General features: G+C 30.2%; 28 protein-coding genes and 1 tRNA gene. 20 read left to right on the top strand and 9 right to left on the bottom strand.

Annotated features, from left to right (window positions below; translation table 11 throughout):
* Positions 1 to 3: 3 nt before the first annotated feature.
* Genes ABXT58_RS04240 through ABXT58_RS04225 form a run of 4 tightly spaced genes read right to left on the bottom strand, consistent with a single transcriptional unit; the run spans position 4 to position 3,736 of the window.
* Positions 4 to 807, bottom strand: a complete 804-nt coding sequence (locus ABXT58_RS04240; protein WP_415303453.1) for a M23 family metallopeptidase — start codon at positions 805 to 807, stop codon at positions 4 to 6.
* A complete protein-coding gene (locus ABXT58_RS04235; RefSeq protein ID WP_415278935.1) occupies positions 792 to 1,550 on the bottom strand; it encodes an SDR family NAD(P)-dependent oxidoreductase in 759 nt (252 codons plus the stop codon). Before ABXT58_RS04235 ends, ABXT58_RS04240 begins: the two co-directional genes overlap by 16 nt.
* On the bottom strand, positions 1,551 to 2,141 hold the full coding sequence (locus tag ABXT58_RS04230; protein WP_415303452.1) for a TerC family protein: 591 nt from the start codon (positions 2,139 to 2,141) through the stop codon (positions 1,551 to 1,553).
* The gene (locus ABXT58_RS04225) at positions 2,141 to 3,736 is read right to left on the bottom strand and encodes a GMC family oxidoreductase (RefSeq protein WP_415303451.1); all 1,596 of its coding nucleotides are present in this window, start codon (positions 3,734 to 3,736) and stop codon (positions 2,141 to 2,143) included. The genes ABXT58_RS04230 and ABXT58_RS04225 overlap by 1 nt, the downstream gene beginning before the upstream one ends.
* Before the next feature lie 150 nt (positions 3,737 to 3,886).
* On the opposite strand from ABXT58_RS04225, the gene ABXT58_RS04220 reads away from it, so the two are divergent.
* From ABXT58_RS04220 to ABXT58_RS04195, 6 genes are all read left to right on the top strand, one after another.
* Complete coding sequence (locus tag ABXT58_RS04220) at positions 3,887 to 4,981, top strand: TRAP transporter substrate-binding protein (RefSeq protein ID WP_415303450.1); 1,095 nt, start codon at positions 3,887 to 3,889, stop codon at positions 4,979 to 4,981.
* 71 nt (positions 4,982 to 5,052) lie between these two features.
* A complete protein-coding gene (locus ABXT58_RS04215) occupies positions 5,053 to 5,700 on the top strand; it encodes a TRAP transporter small permease subunit (RefSeq protein ID WP_415303449.1) in 648 nt (215 codons plus the stop codon).
* Positions 5,700 to 7,034 carry a TRAP transporter large permease gene (locus ABXT58_RS04210; protein ID WP_415294381.1) on the top strand — a complete coding sequence of 445 codons (1,335 nt, stop codon included), beginning with the start codon at positions 5,700 to 5,702 and terminating at the stop codon, positions 7,032 to 7,034. Before ABXT58_RS04215 ends, ABXT58_RS04210 begins: the two co-directional genes overlap by 1 nt.
* 25 nt (positions 7,035 to 7,059) lie before the next feature.
* On the top strand, positions 7,060 to 8,517 hold the full coding sequence (locus tag ABXT58_RS04205) for a cytosine permease (protein ID WP_415303448.1): 1,458 nt from the start codon (positions 7,060 to 7,062) through the stop codon (positions 8,515 to 8,517).
* 4 nt (positions 8,518 to 8,521) lie between these two features.
* Positions 8,522 to 9,268, top strand: coding sequence for an SDR family NAD(P)-dependent oxidoreductase (locus tag ABXT58_RS04200; protein WP_415303447.1), 747 nt, complete (start codon positions 8,522 to 8,524; stop codon positions 9,266 to 9,268).
* Positions 9,269 to 9,469: 201 nt separating this feature from the next.
* Positions 9,470 to 10,111 carry a DUF3047 domain-containing protein gene (locus ABXT58_RS04195; RefSeq protein WP_415303446.1) on the top strand — a complete coding sequence of 214 codons (642 nt, stop codon included), beginning with the start codon at positions 9,470 to 9,472 and terminating at the stop codon, positions 10,109 to 10,111.
* Between the two features lie 2 nt (positions 10,112 to 10,113).
* Here the strand turns inward: ABXT58_RS04195 and ABXT58_RS04190 are convergent, their stop codons facing one another.
* Positions 10,114 to 10,251, bottom strand: coding sequence for a hypothetical protein (locus ABXT58_RS04190; RefSeq protein ID WP_415303445.1), 138 nt, complete (start codon positions 10,249 to 10,251; stop codon positions 10,114 to 10,116).
* A 56-nt stretch (positions 10,252 to 10,307) separates the two neighbouring features.
* Between ABXT58_RS04190 and ABXT58_RS04185 the strand changes: the two genes are divergently transcribed.
* Positions 10,308 to 10,733, top strand: coding sequence for a YbgC/FadM family acyl-CoA thioesterase (locus tag ABXT58_RS04185; protein WP_415303444.1), 426 nt, complete (start codon positions 10,308 to 10,310; stop codon positions 10,731 to 10,733).
* Here ABXT58_RS04185 and ABXT58_RS04180 read toward each other — a convergent pair.
* Positions 10,726 to 11,400 carry a uracil-DNA glycosylase gene (locus ABXT58_RS04180; RefSeq protein ID WP_415303443.1) on the bottom strand — a complete coding sequence of 225 codons (675 nt, stop codon included), beginning with the start codon at positions 11,398 to 11,400 and terminating at the stop codon, positions 10,726 to 10,728. The genes ABXT58_RS04185 and ABXT58_RS04180 overlap by 8 nt on opposite strands.
* A gap of 2 nt (positions 11,401 to 11,402) precedes the next feature.
* Here ABXT58_RS04180 and ABXT58_RS04175 point away from each other — a divergent pair, with 2 nt between their 5' ends.
* Positions 11,403 to 11,954, top strand: a complete 552-nt coding sequence (locus ABXT58_RS04175) for a histidine phosphatase family protein (RefSeq protein ID WP_415303442.1) — start codon at positions 11,403 to 11,405, stop codon at positions 11,952 to 11,954.
* A 161-nt stretch (positions 11,955 to 12,115) separates the two neighbouring features.
* On the opposite strand, the gene ABXT58_RS04170 is transcribed toward ABXT58_RS04175, so the two are convergent.
* Genes ABXT58_RS04170 through ABXT58_RS04160 form a run of 3 tightly spaced genes read right to left on the bottom strand, consistent with a single transcriptional unit; the run spans position 12,116 to position 12,956 of the window.
* Positions 12,116 to 12,550 (bottom strand): hypothetical protein, encoded by a 435-nt coding sequence (locus ABXT58_RS04170; protein WP_415303441.1) that lies wholly within the window; start codon positions 12,548 to 12,550, stop codon positions 12,116 to 12,118.
* Positions 12,537 to 12,710: a hypothetical protein gene (locus tag ABXT58_RS04165; RefSeq protein ID WP_415303440.1), complete on the bottom strand. Its 174-nt coding sequence runs from the start codon at positions 12,708 to 12,710 to the stop codon at positions 12,537 to 12,539. Before ABXT58_RS04165 ends, ABXT58_RS04170 begins: the two co-directional genes overlap by 14 nt.
* A gap of 48 nt (positions 12,711 to 12,758) precedes the next feature.
* On the bottom strand, positions 12,759 to 12,956 hold the full coding sequence (locus ABXT58_RS04160) for a DUF1289 domain-containing protein (protein WP_415303439.1): 198 nt from the start codon (positions 12,954 to 12,956) through the stop codon (positions 12,759 to 12,761).
* 100 nt (positions 12,957 to 13,056) lie between these two features.
* Here ABXT58_RS04160 and ABXT58_RS04155 point away from each other — a divergent pair.
* The 12 genes from ABXT58_RS04155 to ABXT58_RS04100 all read left to right on the top strand — a co-directional run bounded on the left by ABXT58_RS04155 (position 13,057) and on the right by ABXT58_RS04100 (position 22,946).
* Positions 13,057 to 13,141 (top strand) — tRNA-Leu (locus ABXT58_RS04155).
* Between the two features lie 15 nt (positions 13,142 to 13,156).
* Positions 13,157 to 14,173 (top strand): trigger factor, encoded by a 1,017-nt coding sequence (gene tig, locus ABXT58_RS04150; protein ID WP_415303438.1) that lies wholly within the window; start codon positions 13,157 to 13,159, stop codon positions 14,171 to 14,173.
* Positions 14,151 to 14,570, top strand: coding sequence for a hypothetical protein (locus tag ABXT58_RS04145; protein ID WP_415303437.1), 420 nt, complete (start codon positions 14,151 to 14,153; stop codon positions 14,568 to 14,570). Before tig ends, ABXT58_RS04145 begins: the two co-directional genes overlap by 23 nt.
* Positions 14,571 to 14,602: 32 nt before the next feature.
* Positions 14,603 to 15,214: an ATP-dependent Clp endopeptidase proteolytic subunit ClpP gene (clpP, locus tag ABXT58_RS04140; protein WP_415303436.1), complete on the top strand. Its 612-nt coding sequence runs from the start codon at positions 14,603 to 14,605 to the stop codon at positions 15,212 to 15,214.
* A gap of 89 nt (positions 15,215 to 15,303) precedes the next feature.
* Entirely contained in the window at positions 15,304 to 16,572 is a 1,269-nt protein-coding gene (clpX, locus tag ABXT58_RS04135) for an ATP-dependent Clp protease ATP-binding subunit ClpX (protein ID WP_415303435.1), read from the top strand.
* A 62-nt stretch (positions 16,573 to 16,634) separates the two neighbouring features.
* Entirely contained in the window at positions 16,635 to 19,016 is a 2,382-nt protein-coding gene (lon, locus tag ABXT58_RS04130) for an endopeptidase La (protein WP_415303434.1), read from the top strand.
* A 277-nt stretch (positions 19,017 to 19,293) separates the two neighbouring features.
* Positions 19,294 to 19,521 carry a hypothetical protein gene (locus ABXT58_RS04125; protein WP_415303433.1) on the top strand — a complete coding sequence of 76 codons (228 nt, stop codon included), beginning with the start codon at positions 19,294 to 19,296 and terminating at the stop codon, positions 19,519 to 19,521.
* Positions 19,522 to 19,597: 76 nt separating this feature from the next.
* Positions 19,598 to 19,804 carry a hypothetical protein gene (locus ABXT58_RS04120; protein WP_415303432.1) on the top strand — a complete coding sequence of 69 codons (207 nt, stop codon included), beginning with the start codon at positions 19,598 to 19,600 and terminating at the stop codon, positions 19,802 to 19,804.
* A 48-nt stretch (positions 19,805 to 19,852) separates the two neighbouring features.
* Positions 19,853 to 21,061, top strand: coding sequence for a hypothetical protein (locus tag ABXT58_RS04115; RefSeq protein WP_415303431.1), 1,209 nt, complete (start codon positions 19,853 to 19,855; stop codon positions 21,059 to 21,061).
* A gap of 86 nt (positions 21,062 to 21,147) precedes the next feature.
* Positions 21,148 to 21,381, top strand: coding sequence for a hypothetical protein (locus ABXT58_RS04110; RefSeq protein WP_415303430.1), 234 nt, complete (start codon positions 21,148 to 21,150; stop codon positions 21,379 to 21,381).
* A gap of 32 nt (positions 21,382 to 21,413) precedes the next feature.
* Positions 21,414 to 22,250: a hypothetical protein gene (locus ABXT58_RS04105; protein WP_415303429.1), complete on the top strand. Its 837-nt coding sequence runs from the start codon at positions 21,414 to 21,416 to the stop codon at positions 22,248 to 22,250.
* Positions 22,251 to 22,946: a hypothetical protein gene (locus ABXT58_RS04100; protein WP_415303428.1), complete on the top strand. Its 696-nt coding sequence runs from the start codon at positions 22,251 to 22,253 to the stop codon at positions 22,944 to 22,946.
* Position 22,947: the final 1 nt, after the last annotated feature.

Raw genomic sequence — 22,947 nt, 5'->3', positions numbered from 1 at the left:
TTTTTATTTCAATACCGACATGGGATCAAGTCTTGTTTGAAACCAATTAACTCTAAAATCTAAATGGGGTCCAGTAGACCTTCCGGTAGAACCGACAGTTCCTATAATATCTCCTTGGTTAATTTTGTCCCCAACTGAGACTAAAATATTTTCAAGGTGAGAATATATTGTTGAAATACCATGACCATGATCCATAATGATGGTACCACCTGTATAGTATAAATCATCTTTGGCCATTGTAACAACTCCAGCTCCAGAAGATTTTATTATAGTTCCTTGTTTTGCTGCTATATCTATACCGTAGTGAGGCCATTTTGCCTTGCCATTTAAAATTCTTTGACTGCCATAGACGCCACTAATAATTCCTTCAACAGGCATTATAAATTTATCTTTAAAAAAATTTAAATTAGAATTTATTGCTCTTGCCTCACCAATTGCATTATTTTCTTTTTTAATTCTTTTATAAACAGATTCGGGAGGGGTCACTTTACTTTCTTCAAGACCATCAATTCTTTGAACGTTGTACTTTCTTTTTAAAACTGTTTTTGTAATTACTGATTTTTTTCCATCTAATATTTTAGTAAAAGTTAAATCAAACTTTCTATCTCTATCAATTCCAAAAACAAAAAAACCATCTTTTGATATTTTTACTTCTTTTTTGTCTATAATAATTTTTGCATTTGGATTTGTTTTTCCTAGAATATAGTGCCCTTGTATAAATTTTCCCTGAAACTCAACAGCATTAACCTGCGATGTTGAAAAAATTAATAATGATAAAAGAAATCTATAAATTACTTTGCAGTCCATCCACCGTCTACCAAGATTGAAGTGGCCGTAACCATTGATGATGCTGAAGAAGCTAAAAAACAAACACTTGTTGCAACATCACTTTCTGTTGCTAATTTTCCCATGGGTATGTTGCCTAAAGCTAGTTTTTTAAATTCTTTGTTCTTAAAAAATTTTTTAACCATTGGTGTTGCGACAAAAGTAGGGGCTACTGTATTTACTCTAATATTGTTTTTTGCAAGCTCAACACCCATCCCTTTGGTTAATCCTTCAATACCAAATTTTGTCATATTATAAACATTTCTACCAGCCATTCCCACATGACCAAGTTGAGAGGACATATTAATAATTGATCCGCCTCTTTTTTTATTCTTTAACATTTTTTTAACAACTAATTGAGCAACATTAAAAGCTGCTTTAAGGTTTAAATCTACCAAGTAGTTCATGCTTTCTTGCTTAATTTTTTCAAAAGGTTCTGGGATATTTGTACCGGCATTATTAACTAAAATATCTATGATTTTAATTTTATCTAGATTTTCTTTTAAATCTTTGTAATTCATTACGTCACAATTAACTTTGATAACTTTACCTTTTATCTTTTTTATTTCTTTTTCAAGTTTATCAAGATCTGATTGAGTTCTGCTTAATGCAATAATTGTAGCTCCAGCTTCAGCAAGAGCAATAGAGCAGGCTCTTCCTAATCCTTTGCCTGCACCTGTAACTAATGCATATTTGTTTTTAAGATTTATTTTTTGTAAGTACATTTAAATAAATAATTTTAAATCAGTATAGATCAATTCGATTGCAACAACTAGTATAGCAATCAAGCCAATCCAAGCTATCCATTTATACTCATTAATCCATTTTGATATTACAGTAGCAGCTGTTGCCATAAGAATTATTGATAAAGCTAGACCAAATATTAATAATACATAGTGATCACCAGCTGCACCAGCTACACCTAAAACATTATCCAAACTCATTGTAAAATCAGCAAGTAAAACTGTCCATATAGCTTTCATGAAACTTGAGTTATCTACTTTAATATCTTCATCACCTGACTGACCTTTGATTACATCTGTGTAGAGTTTGTAGACTATATAAAGAAGAAGCAATCCACCTATCAATCTTAATCCTGTTATTTGTAATAAATAGGCAGTTAACATGGTTAAGATAATTCTTAAAATTACTGCACCACCTATTCCCCAAAAAATTACTTTTTTTCTTTGTTCAGCAGGAAATTTAGAAGCAACCATTCCAATAATAATCGCATTATCTCCAGCTAATACTAAATCTATAAATATAATTTGACCTAAGATTACCAGTTGTTCAGGTCCAAATAATTCTGCAAACATTAACTGCTTAGTATCATATCAGCACCTTTTTCTGCAATCATTATTGTGGGTGCATTAGTATTACCAGAGGTGATATTGGGCATTATAGAGGCATCAATCACTCTTAAATTTTTTATACCATGAACTTTTAATTGGTCATCAACAACAGCCATATCGTCTTGACCCATTTTACAAGTTCCTACTGGATGAAATATTGTTTGTGCGTAATTACTTGCAGCTTTCACTAGCTCTTCGTCATCTTGAATATTGGCACCAGGTCTAAATTCTTCAGGTTCATATTGTTTAAATTCATTGCTTTCTAAAACAATTTTTCTAATTAATCTTAAACCTTTAGCAGCTACTATCCGATCCTCATCACTTGAAAGATAATTCATCTTAATCTTTGGATTTTCTCTACTGTCTTTACTTATAATATTAATTTCACCTTTACTCGTCGGTCTGATGTTTGCAACAGTAGGGGTGAATGCAGCAAAATCATGTAAATTTGAACCACCCAATTTATCTGTACTAATTGGTTGAACGTGAAATTGTAAATTAGGAGTTTCTTTAGATGAGTCACTTTTTGCAAATCCACAAAGTTGACTAGCACCCATAGTCATTGGACCACTTCTTAAAAAAACATATTCCATTCCAATCATTAATTTACCAATTAGACTGTTAATCTTTTTATTCAAAGTTTTAATATTTTTAACTTTATAAACAGGTCTAAACATTAAATGGTCTTGTAAGTTCTTACCTACACCAATAGAGTTTTTTACAACATCAATTCCAAGTTTAGATAATTTTTCACCATTACCAATACCAGAAGTTTGAAGAATTTGTGCAGAACCAATTGAACCAGCACTTAAAATTATTTCCTTGTTTGCTTTAGTTGTTAAAGATTGATTATTTTTCCAGTAAGAAACACTGACAGCTTTTTTATTTTCAAAGTTTACCTTTTCAACATGACACTTTGTTTCAGTCTTTAAATTTTTTCTATTCTTAATTGGATTTAAATACCCTACAGCTGTGCTACATCTTAAGCCATTCTGTTCTGTTACTTGAAAGTAACCACATCCAAAATTATCACCCTTGTTAAAATCATTCACTTTAGGAATGCCAATTTCTTGAGCTGCATTCATGAAAGCATCTAATATAGGTAATTTTATTCTTTGGTCTGAAACAGATAATGGTCCACCAACACCATGAAATTGACTTTGGCCTCGCTCTTGATTTTCAGCTTTTAAAAAATAAGGCAAAACATCATTCCAGCTCCAACCCTTATTTCCCAATTGCCTCCAAATATCATAATCTTGTTCTTGCCCTCTTATATAAAGTAGTCCGTTTATAGAGGAGCTTCCACCAAGAGTTTTTCCTCTAGGGTAGGGTATAGATCTGTTTTCCATCGTTTCATCGGGCTCTGTTTTATAACACCAATCCGTTTTTGGATTATGCATTGTTTTATAATACCCAACTGGAATATGAATCCATGGGTAGGAATCGTTTCCACCAGCTTCAATTAAAAGTACTTTGTTATTTGGATTTTCTGAAAGTCTATTAGCTAAAACACAGCCAGCTGACCCAGCACCAATAATTATATAATCAAAATTATCCATTCGAATAATGAGTTTATAGTTTGTAAAATCAAAAATACTAGTGTTCACGGTAATTTTAGGTTGTTAATAGTAATATTAGCTCTTGTTTTAGATTTATTTTTTTGAGAGAGTTCCTCTTTTATAAAAAACACAACGAGAGGGAAAATAAATATGAAAAAAATCATATCTTTGTTTGTTGGATCGCTTCTACTTACTGTAATGACAGTAACAGGTGCATCTGCGCAAACTCTTAAGTGTCAAACCGTAATTAGTGCAAAAGCTGATGAAGTGGTGATGTTGAAAGACTTCACTGATACAGTTACTGAACTAACGGGTGGATCACTTAAGTTCGAAATTATGCCAGCTGGATCAGTAGTAGGTGTAAAAGAAACTTTAGATGCAGTTGATAAAGGATTAATCGATTGTGGTTTTGCTTGGACTCACTATTGGTCAGGCGATCACCCAGCAGCTATGTTATTTGGTTCGCCAGTAGCAGGTGCAGGTGTTGGTATCGATAACATCGCTTTTTTATCTTGGTTCCAATATGGTGGTGGTAAAGAACTTTACGACCAACTATGGTCTGAGATGGGAAGAGACATCAAAGGATTTATGTTACAACCAGTAGGCCCTGAAGCTCTAGGTTGGTTCAAAGAGCCAATTAATAGCATGGCTGACTTTAGAAAGTACAAGTTCAGAACTCCTCCGGGAATTCCTGGCCAAACTTATAAAGACATTGGTGTAGCTTCTGTTGCAATGGGTGGTGGAGATATTTTACCAGCTCTTGAAGCAGGAACAATTGATGCTGCTGAATGGTGTTGTCCTAAGCCGGATATGACATTTGGCTTCCAGAAAGTTCTAAAACATTACTACCTACAAGGTCTTCACCAAGTAGTAGTAAATGCTGACTTCTATATTACAGGCTCTAAGTACAAAAAGATGTCTGCTTTAGAGAAAAAAGCTTTAGAAGTTGCTGCAAATGCATCTTTATCAAAATCTATGAGTTACAGAATATACGAAAATGGAAAAGCTCTACATGAGCTAACTACGAAGCATGGTGTTATTTTACATGATACACCAGCTGACTACTTCCCAGCGTATATGGCTGCAGCAAAAGCAGCTTTAGAAAAAAACTCAGCTAAGAATCCGTTCTTTGCTAAAGTTTGGCAGTCTCAAAAAGACTTTGCCGATATCGCTGTACCATTTTGGTCTGGATCTCAAATGTCTAATGCTAAGCTAGGAATGGCTCACGCAGCAACATTAAAGTAGTACTTAGATAAAAAATAATTATAATTGAAGCGGGCTTAACGGCTCGCTTCTTTTTTTTAGAGAATTTATTTATGCCAAGAAACCACGACTCCAAAAAACCAAAAGAAGAAATCAACCCTATGAAGCTTGATATTTCAGATGAAATGATTGCTGAAAGAAGAGGTGGTTCAGGTCCAATGCCCAAAGACATGCCTAAATGGATGGCATTAACTATTACAAAAATTGATTTTGCCAACAAGTGTGTAGGCAACGTGGTTTGTTGGATTATCATACCCCTGATATTTGCAATGGTGTATGAGGTTTTGGCTAGAAAACTTTTTAATGCCCCAACAATGTGGGTGTACGATATGAGTAGATTTTTTTATGGCGCGTTATTTATGCTAGGCGCTGGTTATGCTTTATCAAAAGGAGTTCATATAAGAGCAGATTTTTTATATAGAAATTTTAAGACTAAAACCCAAGGTAGAGTAGACTTTTGGTTATACTTATTATTTTATTTTCCGGGTTTAATTGTCTTTTTATATATGACTACTGGCTTTGTTCAGGAATCAATTATGAGAGGTGAAAGAGGCATGGACACTGCTTGGATGCCGTACATGTGGCCCATAAAATCTTCTTTATGGTTAGGAATAGTATTTTTGCTTATTCAGGGAGTTTCAGAATTATTTAAGAGTTATTGGGCGGCTACTAAAGGTGTGTGGCCAGGGGGAGAAGAATAATGTTAGCTGAATTCATGGATCCAGCTATTTTAGGATTTATCCTTATTGGTGTAATGCTGTTTTCTATATTTGTAGGTTTTCCAATTTCATTTACTTTAATATTTTTAGGTTTTTCTTTTGGATATCTAGGATTTGGCAAATTAGTATTTTATTTAATGACCCTACAATTCTCAATGGTCATGACCGAACAAACTCTTGCAGCAGTTCCTCTCTTCGTCTTTATGGGGATTATGATGGAACAAGCTGGTTTAATGGAGAGATTATTTTCAGCATTTCAATTAATGTTAGCTAAAGTAAGAGGCTCTTTATATTACGCTGTATTATTTGTTTCAGTTATTTTTGCAGCAGCAACAGGAATTGTTGGAGCATCTGTAACAATTTTAGGAATTATGGCGGCTAAATCTATGAACAAATCAGGTTACAATGTTCGTTTAGCAGCTGGAACAATTACTGCTGGTGGAACCTTAGGTATTTTAATTCCACCAAGTATTATGCTTGTTGTAATGGGACCTATCATGGAGATACCTGTCACAGACTTATTTGCTGCAGCAATTATTCCAGGAATATTACTAGCGACACTTTATGCTGCTTATACAACTATTAGATGTTGGATTGATCCAAGTTTAGGACCAGTACTGCCAGTTGAGTTAAGAGCCACTAGTATGTTAGCTGTCTGGAAAGAATTTTTTATTGGTTTAGTTCCACCAGCAGCCTTAGTTTTTGCTTCACTTGGAAGTATCTTGTTTGGTTTTGCTACTCCAACAGAGGCAGCTGGTTGTGGTGCAATGGGATCTTTATTACTAGCTATAGCTTATAGAAAATTAACATTTGGACGTTTACAAGAAGCTTTAGTTAAAACTTTAGAAATTTCTGCATTAATAATGGTTTTAGTTGCAGCATCAAACTTTTTTGGTGCGGTATTTTCAAGACTAGGTACACCAATGCTTTTAACTGATTTCTTGCTTGGCTTAGAGATGAATAGATATTTAATTCTTGGAATGATTATGGTTATGATTTTTCTTTTAGGGTGGCCTTTAGAGTGGGTACCAATTGTTATGATTATAGTGCCAATTATATTGCCATTAGTTGAAGCACTTGGGTTTAATTTAACTTGGTTTGCAATCCTTGTTGCTGTAAATCTCCAGACCGCCTGGCTCTCACCACCTGTTGCTCTATCAGCTTATTTTTTAAAAGGTGTGGTTCCAGAATGGGATCTTAAAGATATTTATCATGGAATGATGCAGTTTATGGTTATTCAAGTTATCGGTTTAATTTTAATCATAGTATTTCCACAGATTGCTTTGTGGCTTCCAGCCTATCTATATGGACAGTAGAACTTATTAGTTTATTATAGTTTTAGTGAATCAGATCAAATCAAAAAATACCCTAATTAATTGGGAGCTAGTTGCGGTTAATCCAAACGATAAAAATTGGAATTGGAGAGACTTGTTTTATTTTTGGGCAAACAATATCCAAAGTTTGATTGCTTTTTCTTTAATTGCCTCACTTTATTTAGTTTATGAATTAAATGTTTTTGTAGTTTTGGCTGGAAGTTTAATTGCCTCAATATTTGTTTATTTTTTTGCAAATTTAATCGGTAAACCATCTCAAAAATATGGACTTCCTTTTCCAGTAATTCTAAGAAGTTCAATTGGTGTAAAAGGAGCTAAATATTTTGCCCTTTTAAGAGGAATGGTTGGAATTTTCATGTTTGGAATTCAAACATATTTTTTATCAAAACTCTTTAGCTACTTAATTAGAATAACATTATACTCTATTGAAAATTCATTCTTGGATCAGGATATATTTTTAGTATTTGTTTTTGGTTTAAATTTAATTGACTGGATAGCATTTATTTTTGCAATTTTATTACAGGCTTTTTTATTTAGTAAAAGTCATCAGTTTAATAGATCTATAATAAAAGTTTCTGCAATTACTGTTTATTCAGGAATGCTTATATTTTTTTTAACAGTCTTACTTTACGATGTTAAAGTTACTTCTGCTGCATTTGTTGATATTTTTTCAATACAAAAAGTTTTGAATAGTAATAATATTGCGCCATTGATTACAGTAGTAGGAACTTTATTTGCTTATTTTTCAGTAGTTATAGTTAATTATGGTGACTTTAGCAGATATGTAAAAAATGAGAGTGAATTAAAAAAAGGAAACCTAAGCTTAATACTAAATTTGGTAATCTTTTCTTTTTTTGCAGTTTTTATAGTAATTGGGTCGGATATTTTCCTTAACAAAAATTTAGAACTCATGGAAAGAATTTTAACAAACCCTACAGATATTATTGGGAAAATTGACAACACTGAGTTAACTGTGATTGTGTTATTTTTTATAGTTTTTGCATCTGCATCAACAAATTTAATAGCAAATTATATCCCTGCTCAAAACTCACTGCTGAATTTTTTTCCTCAAACACTTAATTTAAAAAAATCTGCTATTGTTATTACTATTATTGGTTTTATTGTTGGTATATTTTGGTTGCCATTATTAAGTCAGATTGGAATATTAGCATTTGTAGATACTCTTGGTTCTTTTTTTGGTCCATTATTTGGTATTATGATTGTTGATTATTATTTATTAAAAAAAACAAACTTAAATAATAATGAGATTTTTTCTTTAGATGAGAAGGGGTTGTACTTTTATTCTAATGGATGGCATTTAAAAGCGATCTACTCACTTGTTTTAGGATTTATTTTTGCAGCTTCAACTATCTGGAATGAAAGTTTAATGAATTTCCATTCTTATTCTTGGATTATTGGTGCCTTTATTTCGTCTTTAACTTATTATCTTTTAACTAGTAAATAAACTTATGCATCAGTTTGATTTAGATAATAGAACTGCAATTATCACTGGAGGGGCTCAAGGTCTTGGTCTTGATATTGCAAAAAGATTTTTAAACTCAGGAGTAAAAACTATTATTTGGGATATAGATGAAAATGAACTTAAAAGAGCAACTCAAGAGTTAAACAATCCAAATCTGTCTTATAACGTTGTTGATGTTTCTGATTATAAAAATGTTAAAGAAACCGTTGATGAAATAACAAAATCTACGAACATTGATATTTTAATTAATAATGCAGGTATTACAGGTTCCACATCTTCTCTATGGGACTATGATGTGGATGAATGGAATAAAATAGTACAGATAAATTTAATGGGTACTTTTAATTGCTGCAAGTGTGTTGTTCCTAATATGATTAAAAATAATTATGGTAGAATTATTAATGTTGCGTCTGTAGCTGGCAAAGATGGAAATGCTAATGCTAGCGCTTATAGCGCAGCCAAAGCAGGGGCAATTGGTTTAACTAAATCTCTAGGTAAAGAACTAGCTGATAAAAACATAGCTGTAAACGCAGTTACACCAGCTGGTGCAAAAACAAGAATTCTTGATCAAATGTCAAAAGAACATGTTGCTAGAATGCTCTCTAAGGTACCTAGAGGTAGATTTTTAGAAATTGAAGAATTTACTTCATTAATTTGCTGGCTAGCGTCAGAGGAAAATTCATTTTCAACAGCAGCTGTTTTTGACATTAGTGGTGGTCGATCTACTTATTAACTAACACTTTAGATTCTGCATTAAGAGACTTACTTTCTTTAGAAATAACTGGTGCCAATAGAATTATGGACCAATATATCAACAAAATAAATACAGAAATTAATTTCATTATATATATCTACTATCCAATATTGATAATTTATTGCTTAAAGTGTGTTCAAATATTGTTTTAAAATTTAATTTAGATATACCCTCAACTTGATGAAATTTTTTTTAATATTATTTGGATGTTTATTTTTAATAATGAAACCTCTGTTAGCTGAAAAAGTTAATGTTTTTGATTTTACTAACGATGAGTTAAACACATTAAAAGTTAAAAAAGTTAAAGGAGAGACCAGCTGGACGCTTGGATCTAATGAAAATGGCAATTTTATAAGAGCGGAAGCCGAAGGTGTTGGGTCAGGTCTAGGAAAAGAAATTAAAATTGACCTAAATAAAACTCCTTTTATTAATATTACATGGAAAGTTGAGAAAGATTTATCTGGCATTATAGAAACTAGTAAAAAAGGGCACGATTATGCCGCTAGAGTTTTTGTGATAAAGAAAACAGGTTCCACACCACTATCTAATAGAGCAATTAATTATGTTTTTTCTAGTAATAATGATGTTGGAGAAAATTGGCCAAGCCCATATACAAAAAAATCTATTGATTATGTTCTCTCAACAACAAAAGATAACAAAAATACATGGGTTACCGTTAAAGCAAATGTGCAAAAAGATTTCATGAAACTTCATAAAATTGATGTTACTGAAATTTCGGGTATTGCTATAATGACTGATACTGATAACTCTAAATTAAAGGCTATATCTTATTATCAAGATATTTATTTTTCAGCTGAATAAGATTATTTAAATACTTTTTTAAGACCAATACTTAAAAAAGATAAAATTACAGCCACAATTACATCTTCAATGGGTGCAGCATTAGGAACCAGAAAATTCCAGGCAATTACAGCTAAAAGCCAAATAATATAAACTTTCATTGTTATATTGTATCTTAGTTTGATGTTAAAATATTTATTTTTGATAATATAAATTTATGCACGAAAATTTTTTTCACAATATAAAGGTTTATTATGAAGACACAGATGCTGGTGGTGTTGTTTATTATGCAAATTATTTAAAGTTTCTTGAAAGAGCAAGAACTGAAGCATTGTGTACAATCGGTTTTAATAATAAAAAAATTAAAGAAGATTACGGAGCTTTAATTGTCGTTAAATCTTGTAACATTGAGTACAAAAAACCATCTTACCTTGAAGACGAGCTAAAAATTAGGTCCTTTGTTAAATCTTTTACAAAAACTTCTTTTTTTATGTCACAATTTATTTCTAGAGATGATGAATTAATTGTTGAGGCAAAAGTGCATTTAGTTTTTGTAGATAAAGATGGAAAACCTATAAAAGTTCCAGAAGTTATCTTTAAAGATTTTAAACCCTATTTTTGCGATAGTATAAAAATTAAATAATTTTCTTAGCCTTCTTAAGCAAGCTTACCATTTTTTGTGTATTAATTATTTTTCTATTAACATTCCTTGGGCTAGGATGATAACTTGGAATTAGGATTTTATTATCTGGTAATATATATTTTGCACCATGTATGAAGGGTAATTTTTTGTTAAAACTATAACTTTTTTTATAAAATTTTATACAATTATCAAATGAAACCTTACCAAGCGCTATGATGACTTTTAAATTTTTTAACAACAACAGTTCATTTTTAAAAAAAGTTGAACAGTTAGATAATTCATCATTTAAAGGTCTATCTTCGGGCGGGACACATTTTAGAATATTTGTAATATAAGTTTTATTTAATTTTAGCCCATCATCAATATGGATAGAGGTTGATATATTTGTTATGTTAGCTTCAAATAAGCAATTAAATAGGAAATCTCCCGATTTATCTCCAGTGAAAGCTCTGCCTGTCCTAGTTCCTCCGTGTGCTGCTGGCGCTAGACCTACAATTAATAGTTTAGCATCAATATCACCAAATCCTGTGACTGGTTTAGCCCAATAAGTTTCGCTTATATTTTGTTTTCTTTTCTCTATAGAAATTTTTTTACTAAATTTAATTAATCTAGGGCAACTTTTACATTTAACTATTGAATTATTTAATTTTTTGAATGTTATACCCATATATGAAACTTATAAAATTTTTTTTATTAATACTTTTATCTTTCAATATTTCAGTAAAAGCAAATTCAAATGATAAAATACAAAATTTATTAAAAGAAGGTGAAAAATTAATATTTATAAGACATGCAGTTGCACCTGGTGGAGGTGATCCATTAGATTTTGATATATTAAAATGTGAAACCCAACGAAATTTAAGTAAAGAGGGCATTGTACAATCTAAAAATATTGGAAAGTTTTTTTTAGAAAACAATATTAAAATTGATAAAGTTCTGTCTAGTGAGTGGTGCAGATGTAAGCAAACAGCACAATATGCTTTTAACAAATATGAAACAAAAAGTTTTTTAAATTCATTTTTTAGTGAAAAATTTTCAAGAAATAAGAACAAACAAATAAACGATTTAAAAAGATATATTAATGAATGGAGTGGTGATAATAATTTAGTGTTAGTTACACATTATGTAACAATTCAAGAAGTGTTAAATATCACATCTTCTTCTGGAGAAATAATCATTTCAGATAGAAATTTCAATGTTCTTGCTCGACAAAATTTTTAAAAAATATAAACTAATTAAATGTCGTCAAAAAAAGCAATGAAGTTAGCGCAAAAGCAAGCTTATGCAAAGCATCGAAGTAATATTACAAATACTAAATTTGGAGCAAAAAAATTAAATTTTGTTATTAAGACCAACAAGACTAGCGTTATAAATAAAAAGTCTTAACTTTCTTTTTCAAAAAGCTCTACATTATTGCAAGTTGATACTTTCGAAATAGCTTCTTCACCATTAATTACAGTTTTAATGTTAATTATAGGGTTATTTTTTTCAAAAACTAGTTGAGTGTAAAATTGTGGGTAACCAATTCTATCTGTAAAGATTAGATTTTTCTCCTCATAAACAAATCTTTCTAAGGTGTTGTCTTTCTTTATACTTAAGTCTGTTCTTTTATGCTTTTTATATGTTTTGTTGTCATAAACATAGTTTCTAATCATCAAAGATTTTTCTAAATCTAAGATGTATTCATTTTTAATAAAACTATCATTTAAATTTTTGCATCCTGTCAAAAGCATTATTTCTGAAAAAACTACTGTTTGAAAATTAAGTAAAAATGTTAAAATTATCAAAAAATTAATACTAAAACTATTTTTTCTCATTTTTATCAAAATAAAATAATGCGATTAAGAAAATAATTGTCCATACAAATATTGAAATAGTTTTTATGAATGATGTTTCTGCGCCCCAAACTTTTAAAAAAAAAGCACCAATTAAGATACCAAGTACATAAATTATAGTTGCTATTGTTGTTTTATTCATTTAATTAAATTTTTTTTATAAAGTGAAATTCCATTTTCAACTTTATGATTATAAGAACTCTTTAAAACTTTCTAATTGCCAGCCACCCAGTCTTGCCTGAATATCAGTTAGATTAGATTTTTTCCATTCATCTGATGTTTCCTCTAATTTCCACATCTTTTTTTCCTCATTATTTCTACCACAACCATAACAGTATCCAGTTTGAGGATCTGTTTTACATATGCTTATACACGGAGAAACAATCATTTTTTAAAATTATTAGTTAATATAATTGAATATTATTATATTTCATAATTATTCTCATTGGACAAATAGAATCTATCATATATAAACCCACAAGAATTGTGGGCGAATGGCGGAATTGGTAGACGCGCTGGTCTTAGGAACCAGTATTGAAAGATGTGAAGGTTCGAGTCCTTTTTCGCCTACCAGGAAAGTATAAAATTATGAAAGTAACAGTAGAAAATATAAAAGGCTTAAATAAGGACGTTAAAGTTTTCATAGATAAAAAAATTATGAACACTTATATGGATGAAAAATACGAAGAAATTAAAAATACTGTTAATTTAAAAGGTTTCAGACCAGGAAAAGTTCCAAAAGAAATTCTTAAAAGACAATTTGGCCAAGCAATTTTTAGTGAAGTCCTTGATAAAGTTCTTAAAGATACATCAGTTAAAGCTTTAGAGGATAGTAAAATTAAACCAGCCGGACAACCTAAACTTGATCTTAAAACATACGGTGTGGATAAGGATTTAGAATACGTAATGTCTGTAACCGAACTACCAAAAGTTAAACTTAAATCAGTAGAGAATATAAAATTTGATGAATATTCAGTAAAAATAGATGCAAGTGAGACTGATAAAAGAATTAAGGAAATAGCAAAAAGTCAAAACAATTTTATTGATGTTGCTGATGAAGTTAAGGCTGCTGCTGGCAATTCTGTTGTATTTGACTACAAGGCTACAATTGATGGAAAAGATTTTACAGGAGGTGAAGGAAAAAATACACAGTTAGTTCTTGGAAAAGATCTATTTATTAAAGGCTTTGATAAGCAATTAGTAGGAGTTAAAAAAAATGATGAAAAGTCAGTAGAGGCTGTGCTCCCTGAGAATTATCCACAAAAAGAATTTGCAAAGAAAAAAGCTAAATTTGTCTGTAAAATTATAGCTATAAAAAAATCTGAAGATGTAAAAATTGATGATGATTTCGCAAAAAATTTAGGAGCGAAAGATCTTGCTGACCTAAAATTATTAGTTTCAAAACAAATTAATGAAGAATTTAAAAACTCCTTAGATAAATTAACCAAAACTCAAATTTTAAAAGAAATCGAAAATTTTAAAGTTGATGAAATTCCAGGTAACTTAATAGAAGAAGAGGTTAAAATATTAGCCCAAGGTATGAGTGAAGAGGATGCTAAAAAAAGTAAAAAAAATTTTGAAGATGTGGCAAAAAAAAAGAATTAAAGTTGGATTAATTTTGAATGAATTTGGTGAACAAAATAAGATAAATGTTACCGAACAAGAAGTTCAAGCTGAAGTGCAAAAACAACTTAGAATGATGCCTGGACAAGAAAAAATGGTTATGGAATTTTATCAGAAGAATCCATCTGCATTAGCAAGTTTAAGAGGAACCGTTTATGAGGAAAAAATTATTAATTTAATTAAAACAAAAGCAAAGCCTAATAAGAAAGAAATATCTAAAGAAGATGCTGAAAAAATTTTAAAAGAACATCAAAAACAAGACCATAACCACGATCATGACCATCCAGAGGAAGAAAAAGCAATTACTAAAAAAGATACTACTAAATCAAAAGCTACAAAACCCAAAGAAACTGCAACAAAAAAAGTTAGCAAAAAGTAATCACAAGTTGTATAAGTTATAAGAATCAACTTATGTCAATAAATTTTTCTGAACAAATGAATAATTTAGTCCCTATGGTAGTGGAGCAATCCAACAAGGGTGAAAGAGCTTATGATATTTATTCAAGACTTTTAAAAGAAAGAATAATTTTTTTAGTTGGTCCTATTAATGACAATGTTGCATCATTAGTTACAGCACAGCTTTTGTTTTTAGAATCTGAAGATCCAAAAAAAGAAATCAATTTATATATAAATAGCCCAGGCGGACTAGTAACAGCAGGTCTTGGTATTTATGATACTATGCAATATATCAAACCAGATGTTTCGACTTTATGCATCGGTCAAGCAGCTTCAATGGGATCCTTTTTATTAGCGGCAGGAAAAAAAGGTAAAAGGTTTTCTTTGCCAAATTCCAGAATAATGGTTCATCAACCATCAGCTGGATTTCAAGGTCAGGCAACGGATATTGAAATACATGCAAAGGAAGTTTTAGCATTAAAAAAAAGACTTAATGAAATTTACTCCAAGCATACTAGTAAATCTGTAGATGATGTTAAAAAGGCACTAGAGAGAGATAATTTTATGACCCCAGAAGTTGCTAAAGACTTTGGTTTAATCGATGCAGTAGTAGAAAACAGGTCTTAATATACCACATCTTGAGGGCTACCAAACGTATACTTGATTATTATGAGTCATCTATATTAAAGTACATATATTGATTCGTTTAAAAAATTATGACTACTAATAATAAAAATATTCTTTACTGTTCATTTTGTGGCAAGAGTCAACACGAGGTTAGAAAATTAATTGCTGGACCTACAGTATTCATTTGTGATGAATGCGTTGAGCTTTGCATGGATATTATCAAAGAAGAAAGCAAAGATACTTTTGTTAAACATCAAGATGGTTTGCCACCCCCAAAAGAAATTTGCGCAGTATTGGATGATTATGTTATTGGTCAACCTCATGCTAAAAAAGTTTTATCAGTAGCTGTACACAATCACTATAAAAGACTTAATTATGAAAGTAAAACCAGTAAGACTGTTGAACTTTCTAAATCTAATATTCTTCTAGTCGGTCCCACTGGTTGTGGTAAAACTTTATTAGCCCAAACATTAGCTAGAATTTTAGATGTACCTTTTACAATGGCAGATGCTACCACATTAACTGAAGCGGGTTATGTTGGTGAGGATGTTGAAAATATTATTTTAAAGTTATTACAAGCTGCAGATTACAATGTAGAAAAAGCTCAAAGAGGAATTGTTTATATTGATGAGGTTGACAAAATTAGTAGAAAGTCTGAAAATCCATCAATTACTAGAGATGTTTCTGGCGAAGGTGTGCAGCAAGCATTGTTGAAAATTATGGAAGGAACTGTTGCAAGTGTTCCACCCCAAGGAGGAAGAAAACATCCTCAACAAGAATTTTTGCAAGTAGATACAACTAATATCTTATTTATTTGTGGAGGAGCTTTTGCAGGACTTGATAAAATAATTTCCCAAAGAGACAAAGGTACTTCAATTGGATTTGGTGCAAATGTTAAAAAGACAGATGATAAAAAAACAGGTGAGTGGATGAAAAGTTTAGAGCCTGAAGATTTGTTAAAATATGGTCTTATACCTGAGTTTATTGGAAGATTACCTATGATTGCAACTTTAGAAGATCTTGATGAAAAATCTTTAGTTAAAATATTACAAGAACCAAAAAATTCTTTAATTAAACAATATCAAGAATTGTTTAAATTAGATGGAGCAAAGTTAAGTTTTAAAGATAATGCCATTAAAGAAATTGCACAAAAAGCAATTAATAAGAAAACTGGTGCAAGAGGGCTAAGATCAATCTTGGAAAATATTTTATTAAAAACTATGTATGATTTACCAAGTCAAGATAATGTAGAAGAGGTAATTGTTGATGCTGGTGCGGCAAAAGGTTTATCCCAACCTATTATAGTTCATTCAAAAAATAACAGTAAAACTAAGTCTGACAAAACTTCTGCGGCTTAATTTAAGGTTAATAAACAATAAATAGCTATTGCAATATCGTATTTAATATCCATATTTAGATAATGGATGTTAAAATAGAACGACCGTTATTACCTTTAAGAGATATTGTTGTATTCCCTAATATGGTTATCCCACTATTTGTAGGAAGAGATAAATCTATAGCTGCTTTAAATGAAGTAATGAAAAAAGACAAAAAAATTGTCCTTGTTACACAAAAAAACTCAGAAATAGATGACCCAAAAAAATTAGATGTTTTTACTTATGGCTGTGAAGGAAACATTCTTCAATTGTTAAAATTGCCTGATGGTACAGTAAAAGTTTTAGTTGAGGGAAGCAAAAGAGTTAAAATTTTAGACTTTAAAGATAATGATAAATTTATCGTTTGTGAGTATGCTCATCAACATGATTTAATTACAAAAGATGAAGACTTAATTCCTTTAGCGATGACAGCTGTTAGGAGACTGGAAAAATTAACATCAGTTAATAAAAAAATTTCAAGCGAAACAATAAATGGTATTAAAAAATTAACTGATGCATCTCATATCGCTGATAATATTGCTTCTCATTTGACAGCAACTATTTCTGAAAAACAGCAAATTTTTGAAACAATGGACGTTAAAAAAAGGCTTAATTCTATAATTAAGAGTATGGAAAATGAAACTAGTATTATTGGAGTTGAAAAAAGAATTAGAGGAAGAGTTAAAACTCAAATGGAAAAAACTCAACGAGAATATTATTTAAATGAACAGCTTAAAGCTATTCAAAAAGAACTGGGTGAAATTGAAGATGGTAAAGATGAGACATCAAGCCTTAATAAATCTATTTTAAAATCTAAAATGCCAAAAGACGTCGAGAAAAAATGCATGGCGGAGCTTAAGAAATTAAAAAATATGAGTCCCATGTCAGCAGAAGCTACTGTTATTAGAAACTACCTAGATTGGATGATTGACCTTCCTTGGTTTAAAAAAAGTGAAGTTGCAATTGATCTTAAAAAAGCTTTAGCTGTATTAGATGCCGATCACTTTGGTTTAGAAAAGGTAAAAGAGAGAATTATTGAGTTTTTAGCAGTTCAAAAAAGAATGGAAAAAATTAAAGGTCCAATCTTATGTTTAGTGGGACCCCCAGGTGTTGGAAAGACATCTTTAGGTAAATCAATTGCGAAAGCTACTAACAGAGAGTTTGTGAGAGTTTCCGTAGGTGGAATGCGTGACGAAGCTGAAATTAGAGGTCACAGAAGAACTTATATTGGGTCTTTACCAGGAAAAATTATTCAAATGATGAAGAAAGCAGGAACTAAAAACCCTCTAATCCTCCTCGATGAAATAGATAAAATTGGAAATGATTATAGAGGTGATCCATCCTCAGCTTTATTAGAAGCATTGGACCCTGAACAAAACTCAACATTTAATGATCATTATTTAGAAGTTGATTACGACCTATCAGATGTGATGTTTGTAACGACAGCTAATACATTGAATATATTGCCGCCACTATTAGACAGAATGGAAGTAATTAGATTAGCTGGATATACAGAGGATGAAAAAATTAATATTGCAAATAAATATCTTCTACCAAAACAAATTAAAGATAACGGTGTTAAAGAAAAAGAAATGACACTATCTGAAGATATCATTAAAGAAATTATTCAAAGTTACACAAAAGAATCTGGTGTAAGAAATTTAGAAAGAGAAATATCAAAAGTTGCAAGAAAGGTCGTTAAAAAAGTTGTAACTGGTGAAGAAAAGGAAGTTAAAATTGATTTAGAGAATTTATCAGATTACCTTGGAATACAGAAATTTAAATTTGGTGAACTTGAAAGCGAAGATAAGATCGGTGTAGTTACTGGTTTGGCATGGACAGAGTATGGTGGCGAAATTCTAAAAATTGAAACTGTAATTATGCCTGGTAAGGGAAGAATGCAAATTACCGGAAAACTTGGTGAGGTAATGCAAGAATCTATTAAAGCTGCAAAATCATTTATTAGATCTAAAAGTTTAGATTATGGAATTATTCCACCATTATTTGAAAAAAAAGATTTTCATATTCACGTTCCAGAAGGGGCCACCCCTAAAGATGGACCATCTGCTGGAATTGGTATGGTTACATCCATAGTATCAGCAATTACTAACAATCCAGTAAGAAGAGATGTTGCAATGACAGGAGAAGTAACATTAACGGGACAAGTTTTACCAATCGGTGGATTAAAAGAAAAATTACTAGCTGCGCATAGAGCTGGAATTAAACAGGTTATTATTCCCAAGGAAAATGAAAAAGATCTAGTAGATATGCCTAAAAAAATAACTGATGATATTAAAATAACAACAGTAGAACATGCTGATGAAGTACTAAAAATAGCTTTAACTAAAGAGTTAAAAAGAGTTGAATGGGTAGAGGTTGAAAAAATTTCTAAATCAGACGATAAATCTCAAGCTAGTATTCAGTAATTATCAATCTACATTATCTATTTGTTGATGTAATAGTAGCACTTCTTTTGGGCGGTTAGCTCAGTTGGTAGAGTATCTCGTTTACACAAAGCTAGTCCAAAAAAAACGCAAATAACCTTCTATAAATAACAATAATAGTTTACTTAATAAGAGAGCTCCAATTAAGCTAGGTAAGCAATAGGTATAGAAAAAGTTACTCTATAAAAGTTATTCTCTTGAACTTTAAAGCATTCAAATTTAATGTTTAATTCAATTAATTTTTTAATTAAGCTAACTTATGAAAATTAATAAAATTGTCCGTATCGCTCTATCTGGTAGTTTAATTGGATTAATATTAACCAACCCAAGAAAAGCATTAGATAAAATGATAGAAAAGAATAATAATAATGGGTGGAATGCAATTTATTATACAACGCGTTCTGAAAGTAACATAATTATTATCCTCATCCAATGGTTGGTTTTATTCTTAACATTAGGTTTATGGACTTTTGGTGTGGGATACTAAATTCTATTTGAAAAAGAAAAGAATCTAAGCATTAGATGTTGTCTTAAGATTAATTAAATCAAAAGAAGGAGTTAATATGGACAAATACACTAAATTTATTTTAACAATAATTGCAACTGGAGTACTTGGCATAAACTTTCACTTATTTAAAAGTGAAATAATTTCCCCTGCAAATGCTGCAAATAATTCAGTGCAAAAAGTAGTGTTATGTAATAGTTCAGGGTATAATTGTGCGGGAATAACACCTAATGGGTATTTTAAGATACAAATTAAAAGTAATTAAAATAATTCTTATAGTCAGTAAAAATTTATTCTGTTAGCGTATTCAATTATGAAGAGAGTCACACATGTTAAGTTGCTATTTATATTGTTATGTAATTTTATAGTTTTCAATAACGTTTTAGCAAGTGAGAAAAAAGTATTTTATGCTGGGTTTTCTTTTTCAGGAAACTACATAGATAAATCTTCATCTATTCAATTTACAAATCAACTTATAAATGAAAAAGATGAAAATGGGATAGATATAATTTCAAAGAGTTTAATTAAAACTATAAAGAAAGTTAAAGCTAAAAATTTTAATATTGATTTTGATTTTGCTGATTTAGAAAAAGGTCTTGAAGAATCAGTTGTAATGGCTGTTGTTTTAGATAATGAAACTTATTTCAACGAATATGAGCCAATTTCAAAAACTTATATGAATAATATTCAGATGTTTTTTCAAATTATTTTTTATAATTTTAAAACTAAAAAGTTAATTACATCAATACCATATGATGTTTCGGTTCCTTTTTTTACTAAAAAAGAACCAACTGAAAAAGAAATTACAAATTATATAAAAAAATTTTACACAGTGGGATTAAAAGAGATGAATTCTGAAAAAAAAATCAATGCTTTTTCACAAGTAGAAAAATCATTAAATGATTTTGAGTTAAAAGAAAAATATAATCTTCGCATAGGTGTCACTAGTGTTAAATTTGAAGATAAAGCTATTTCTGTTATACCAAAAAATTATAAAAAAAATATTAAACCCTTAGAGAATATTTTTGCTCAATTATTTTCTTCAAGATTATCTTTGCATAACAATGTTGCACTTGTTCCTTATATTGAGGGTATGGCGATTGGTGCAAAAATGAAACAGCAATTTGTAAACAGTGATGTAATATATGATATTGAATTACCAAAGCCTGATTACAATATTGATTTAATTATAAAAGGCTTCAAAAAAGTTTTAGCAAAAAAATCAGATGTTAATAATATTTATTTCTGGGCTACTTTTTTAAATTTAAAAATTTCTCAACCAGATCTAAATAAAGTCTATATGGATGATGATTTAAAAAATGTAATTAAAAAATCAATCCCTTCTCAAATTACAGATATTAATGATTGGTATAAGTTTTATATAACTACATATGAATTATTTGATGGTTTTTCTTACAATATAAATGTGATGGATGAAAAATGGATTTCCAAAACAAATAAAACTGATAAATTCAAGAAAAGTATGAAAAATGTAAGAAAACTTATGGTTAAATTTAAATAAGTTTTATTTCTCAGAGAAATTAGTGTTGTTCTTCGGTAGTTTTAGAAGAGCTGTTTTGTGTTAGGGTTTCATAAATAATCTTATCTATGATTAAATTTTCTTTTAAAATATTCTCTCTTATTATTTTTCTTTTAAATACCTCTTATTTATATGCTTTTGAAGAGGTTGGAAAAGGAACAATAAGCATTACTGCAATTTCATCTTTTGAAGAAAAAAAAGAATTAATTATTTTTGAAGCAAAACAAATTGCTTGTAAGGATGCTTTAAAAAAATATGTAAGTACTTTCACGATAGATAAAAAAAGAATTATGACAAAATAAAGTCTAAAATTGAAAAAGATTATCTCAACTATATGGTTTGTGATAAGATTATAGATGAAAATCTCGATACATCTACTGGTAAGTATACCATTCTTGTTAAAGCTAATATTGATGAAACAAAAATAAATCAAGCACTTATAGAATCTTCAGCTATCGCCAACACAAGTAGTGATGAGGCTTCAGATATTGTTTTACTGATGTTTTCAGCTAAGACTAAAAGTATCAAACAAAAAGATGACAAAGTAACTAAAGTTGATCAATCTAAAAAAAGTGTTGATGTTGAGCAAACAGAGGCTACGAGTGAAAGTGAAACATTAGTATCTAGCGAAACAATAGAAACTAATGTTACTACAACTGGTGGAAACACAGTTAAAAGCTCAGAAACTATTACTTATGAGATAAGCGACATCTACAATGAGTCAATTGAAGCTGGTATGGTAGAAATCCTAAATACTGCTGGATTTGAATTAATTGATGGTGGAGATTTAGATTTAGAAGAGCAAATTGAAACTCTTAAAGCAGATTATGGTGAAAAAGGAAAGTTATCTAAAGCCGTTCAAAAAAGTATAAAAAAGAATATCGCATCTGAGGAAATTTCATTTTATATACAAGGTATCTTTAAAATTGGAAGTCAAGAAATTGATGCTGCTACAGGTCTTAAAGTAGTTAACGTTTCTGTAGTTAGTGCAAAAATGATGCATAAGAAAGAGGGTAAAAAATTTTGGAAAACAGTTGCATCTGTTGCTGGGAACCAAAGAAAAGGTAAAGGCACAACGTATGACGAGGCTATTAATAACGCTATACGACTTTGTGCACAATCTGTAGCTAAACAAATGGTTCAAAAAGTTAACGCAAAAGGAATAAAATAAATGAATAAAGTAAAATTTATAAAGGTAATTATTGTTACAATAACGTTATATTTTCTTTCAACTTTATATATTGTGCCAGCTTCAGCAATCACTCTCAAGAGTCTTAAAAATCCTGCAGATTTATTTAAGAAGAAGAAAGATAGTGGAGGTGAAAAAGTTGATCTTAAAAATGCGAAAACAGCTTTAATGGCACTCTTTTATGAATCTTCAAATAATTATTTAATGGCACAAGAGTTATTATTAATAGCTTATGGAAAAAATACAGAAGCAGCACAAGTAACCGAAGCCATAGCGTACGCAAAAGATTCAGGTGTTAGTGATTCTAAAAAATTAAAAAATTCTATGAAAGTCACAACAAAAGCAAGTAAAAGCATAGAAACCTCAATGAAAGATGAAAGTTTTAAATTATCAGTTGAGGGTAAAGCTAATTATGCTAAATCACTACCTTTTCTAGGTAGAGGTCTTATAGGAACTATGAAATTAAGACCAGAAACTCAAAATATGATTGCCAATATACAATCAAACCCAATGAATGCGATAACTCAAATTGGTGGTTTATCAAGAATTATACCAAATATTCCTGGTTACATTACAACTCTTACAAAAACTTCAAAACTTGTAATTAGTGGTGCTAAAGCAAAAAAAATTGAGGGTGCTGACAATTTAGACTCAGAAATGGACGCATTAGCTCTTTAAA

It is taken from the genome of Candidatus Pelagibacter sp. Uisw_090, from assembly GCF_047717845.1.
GTDB lineage: Bacteria > Pseudomonadota > Alphaproteobacteria > Pelagibacterales > Pelagibacteraceae > Pelagibacter.
Note: the sequence above shows the minus strand (reverse complement) of the source record. Positions and strands in the feature narration are given on the sequence as shown.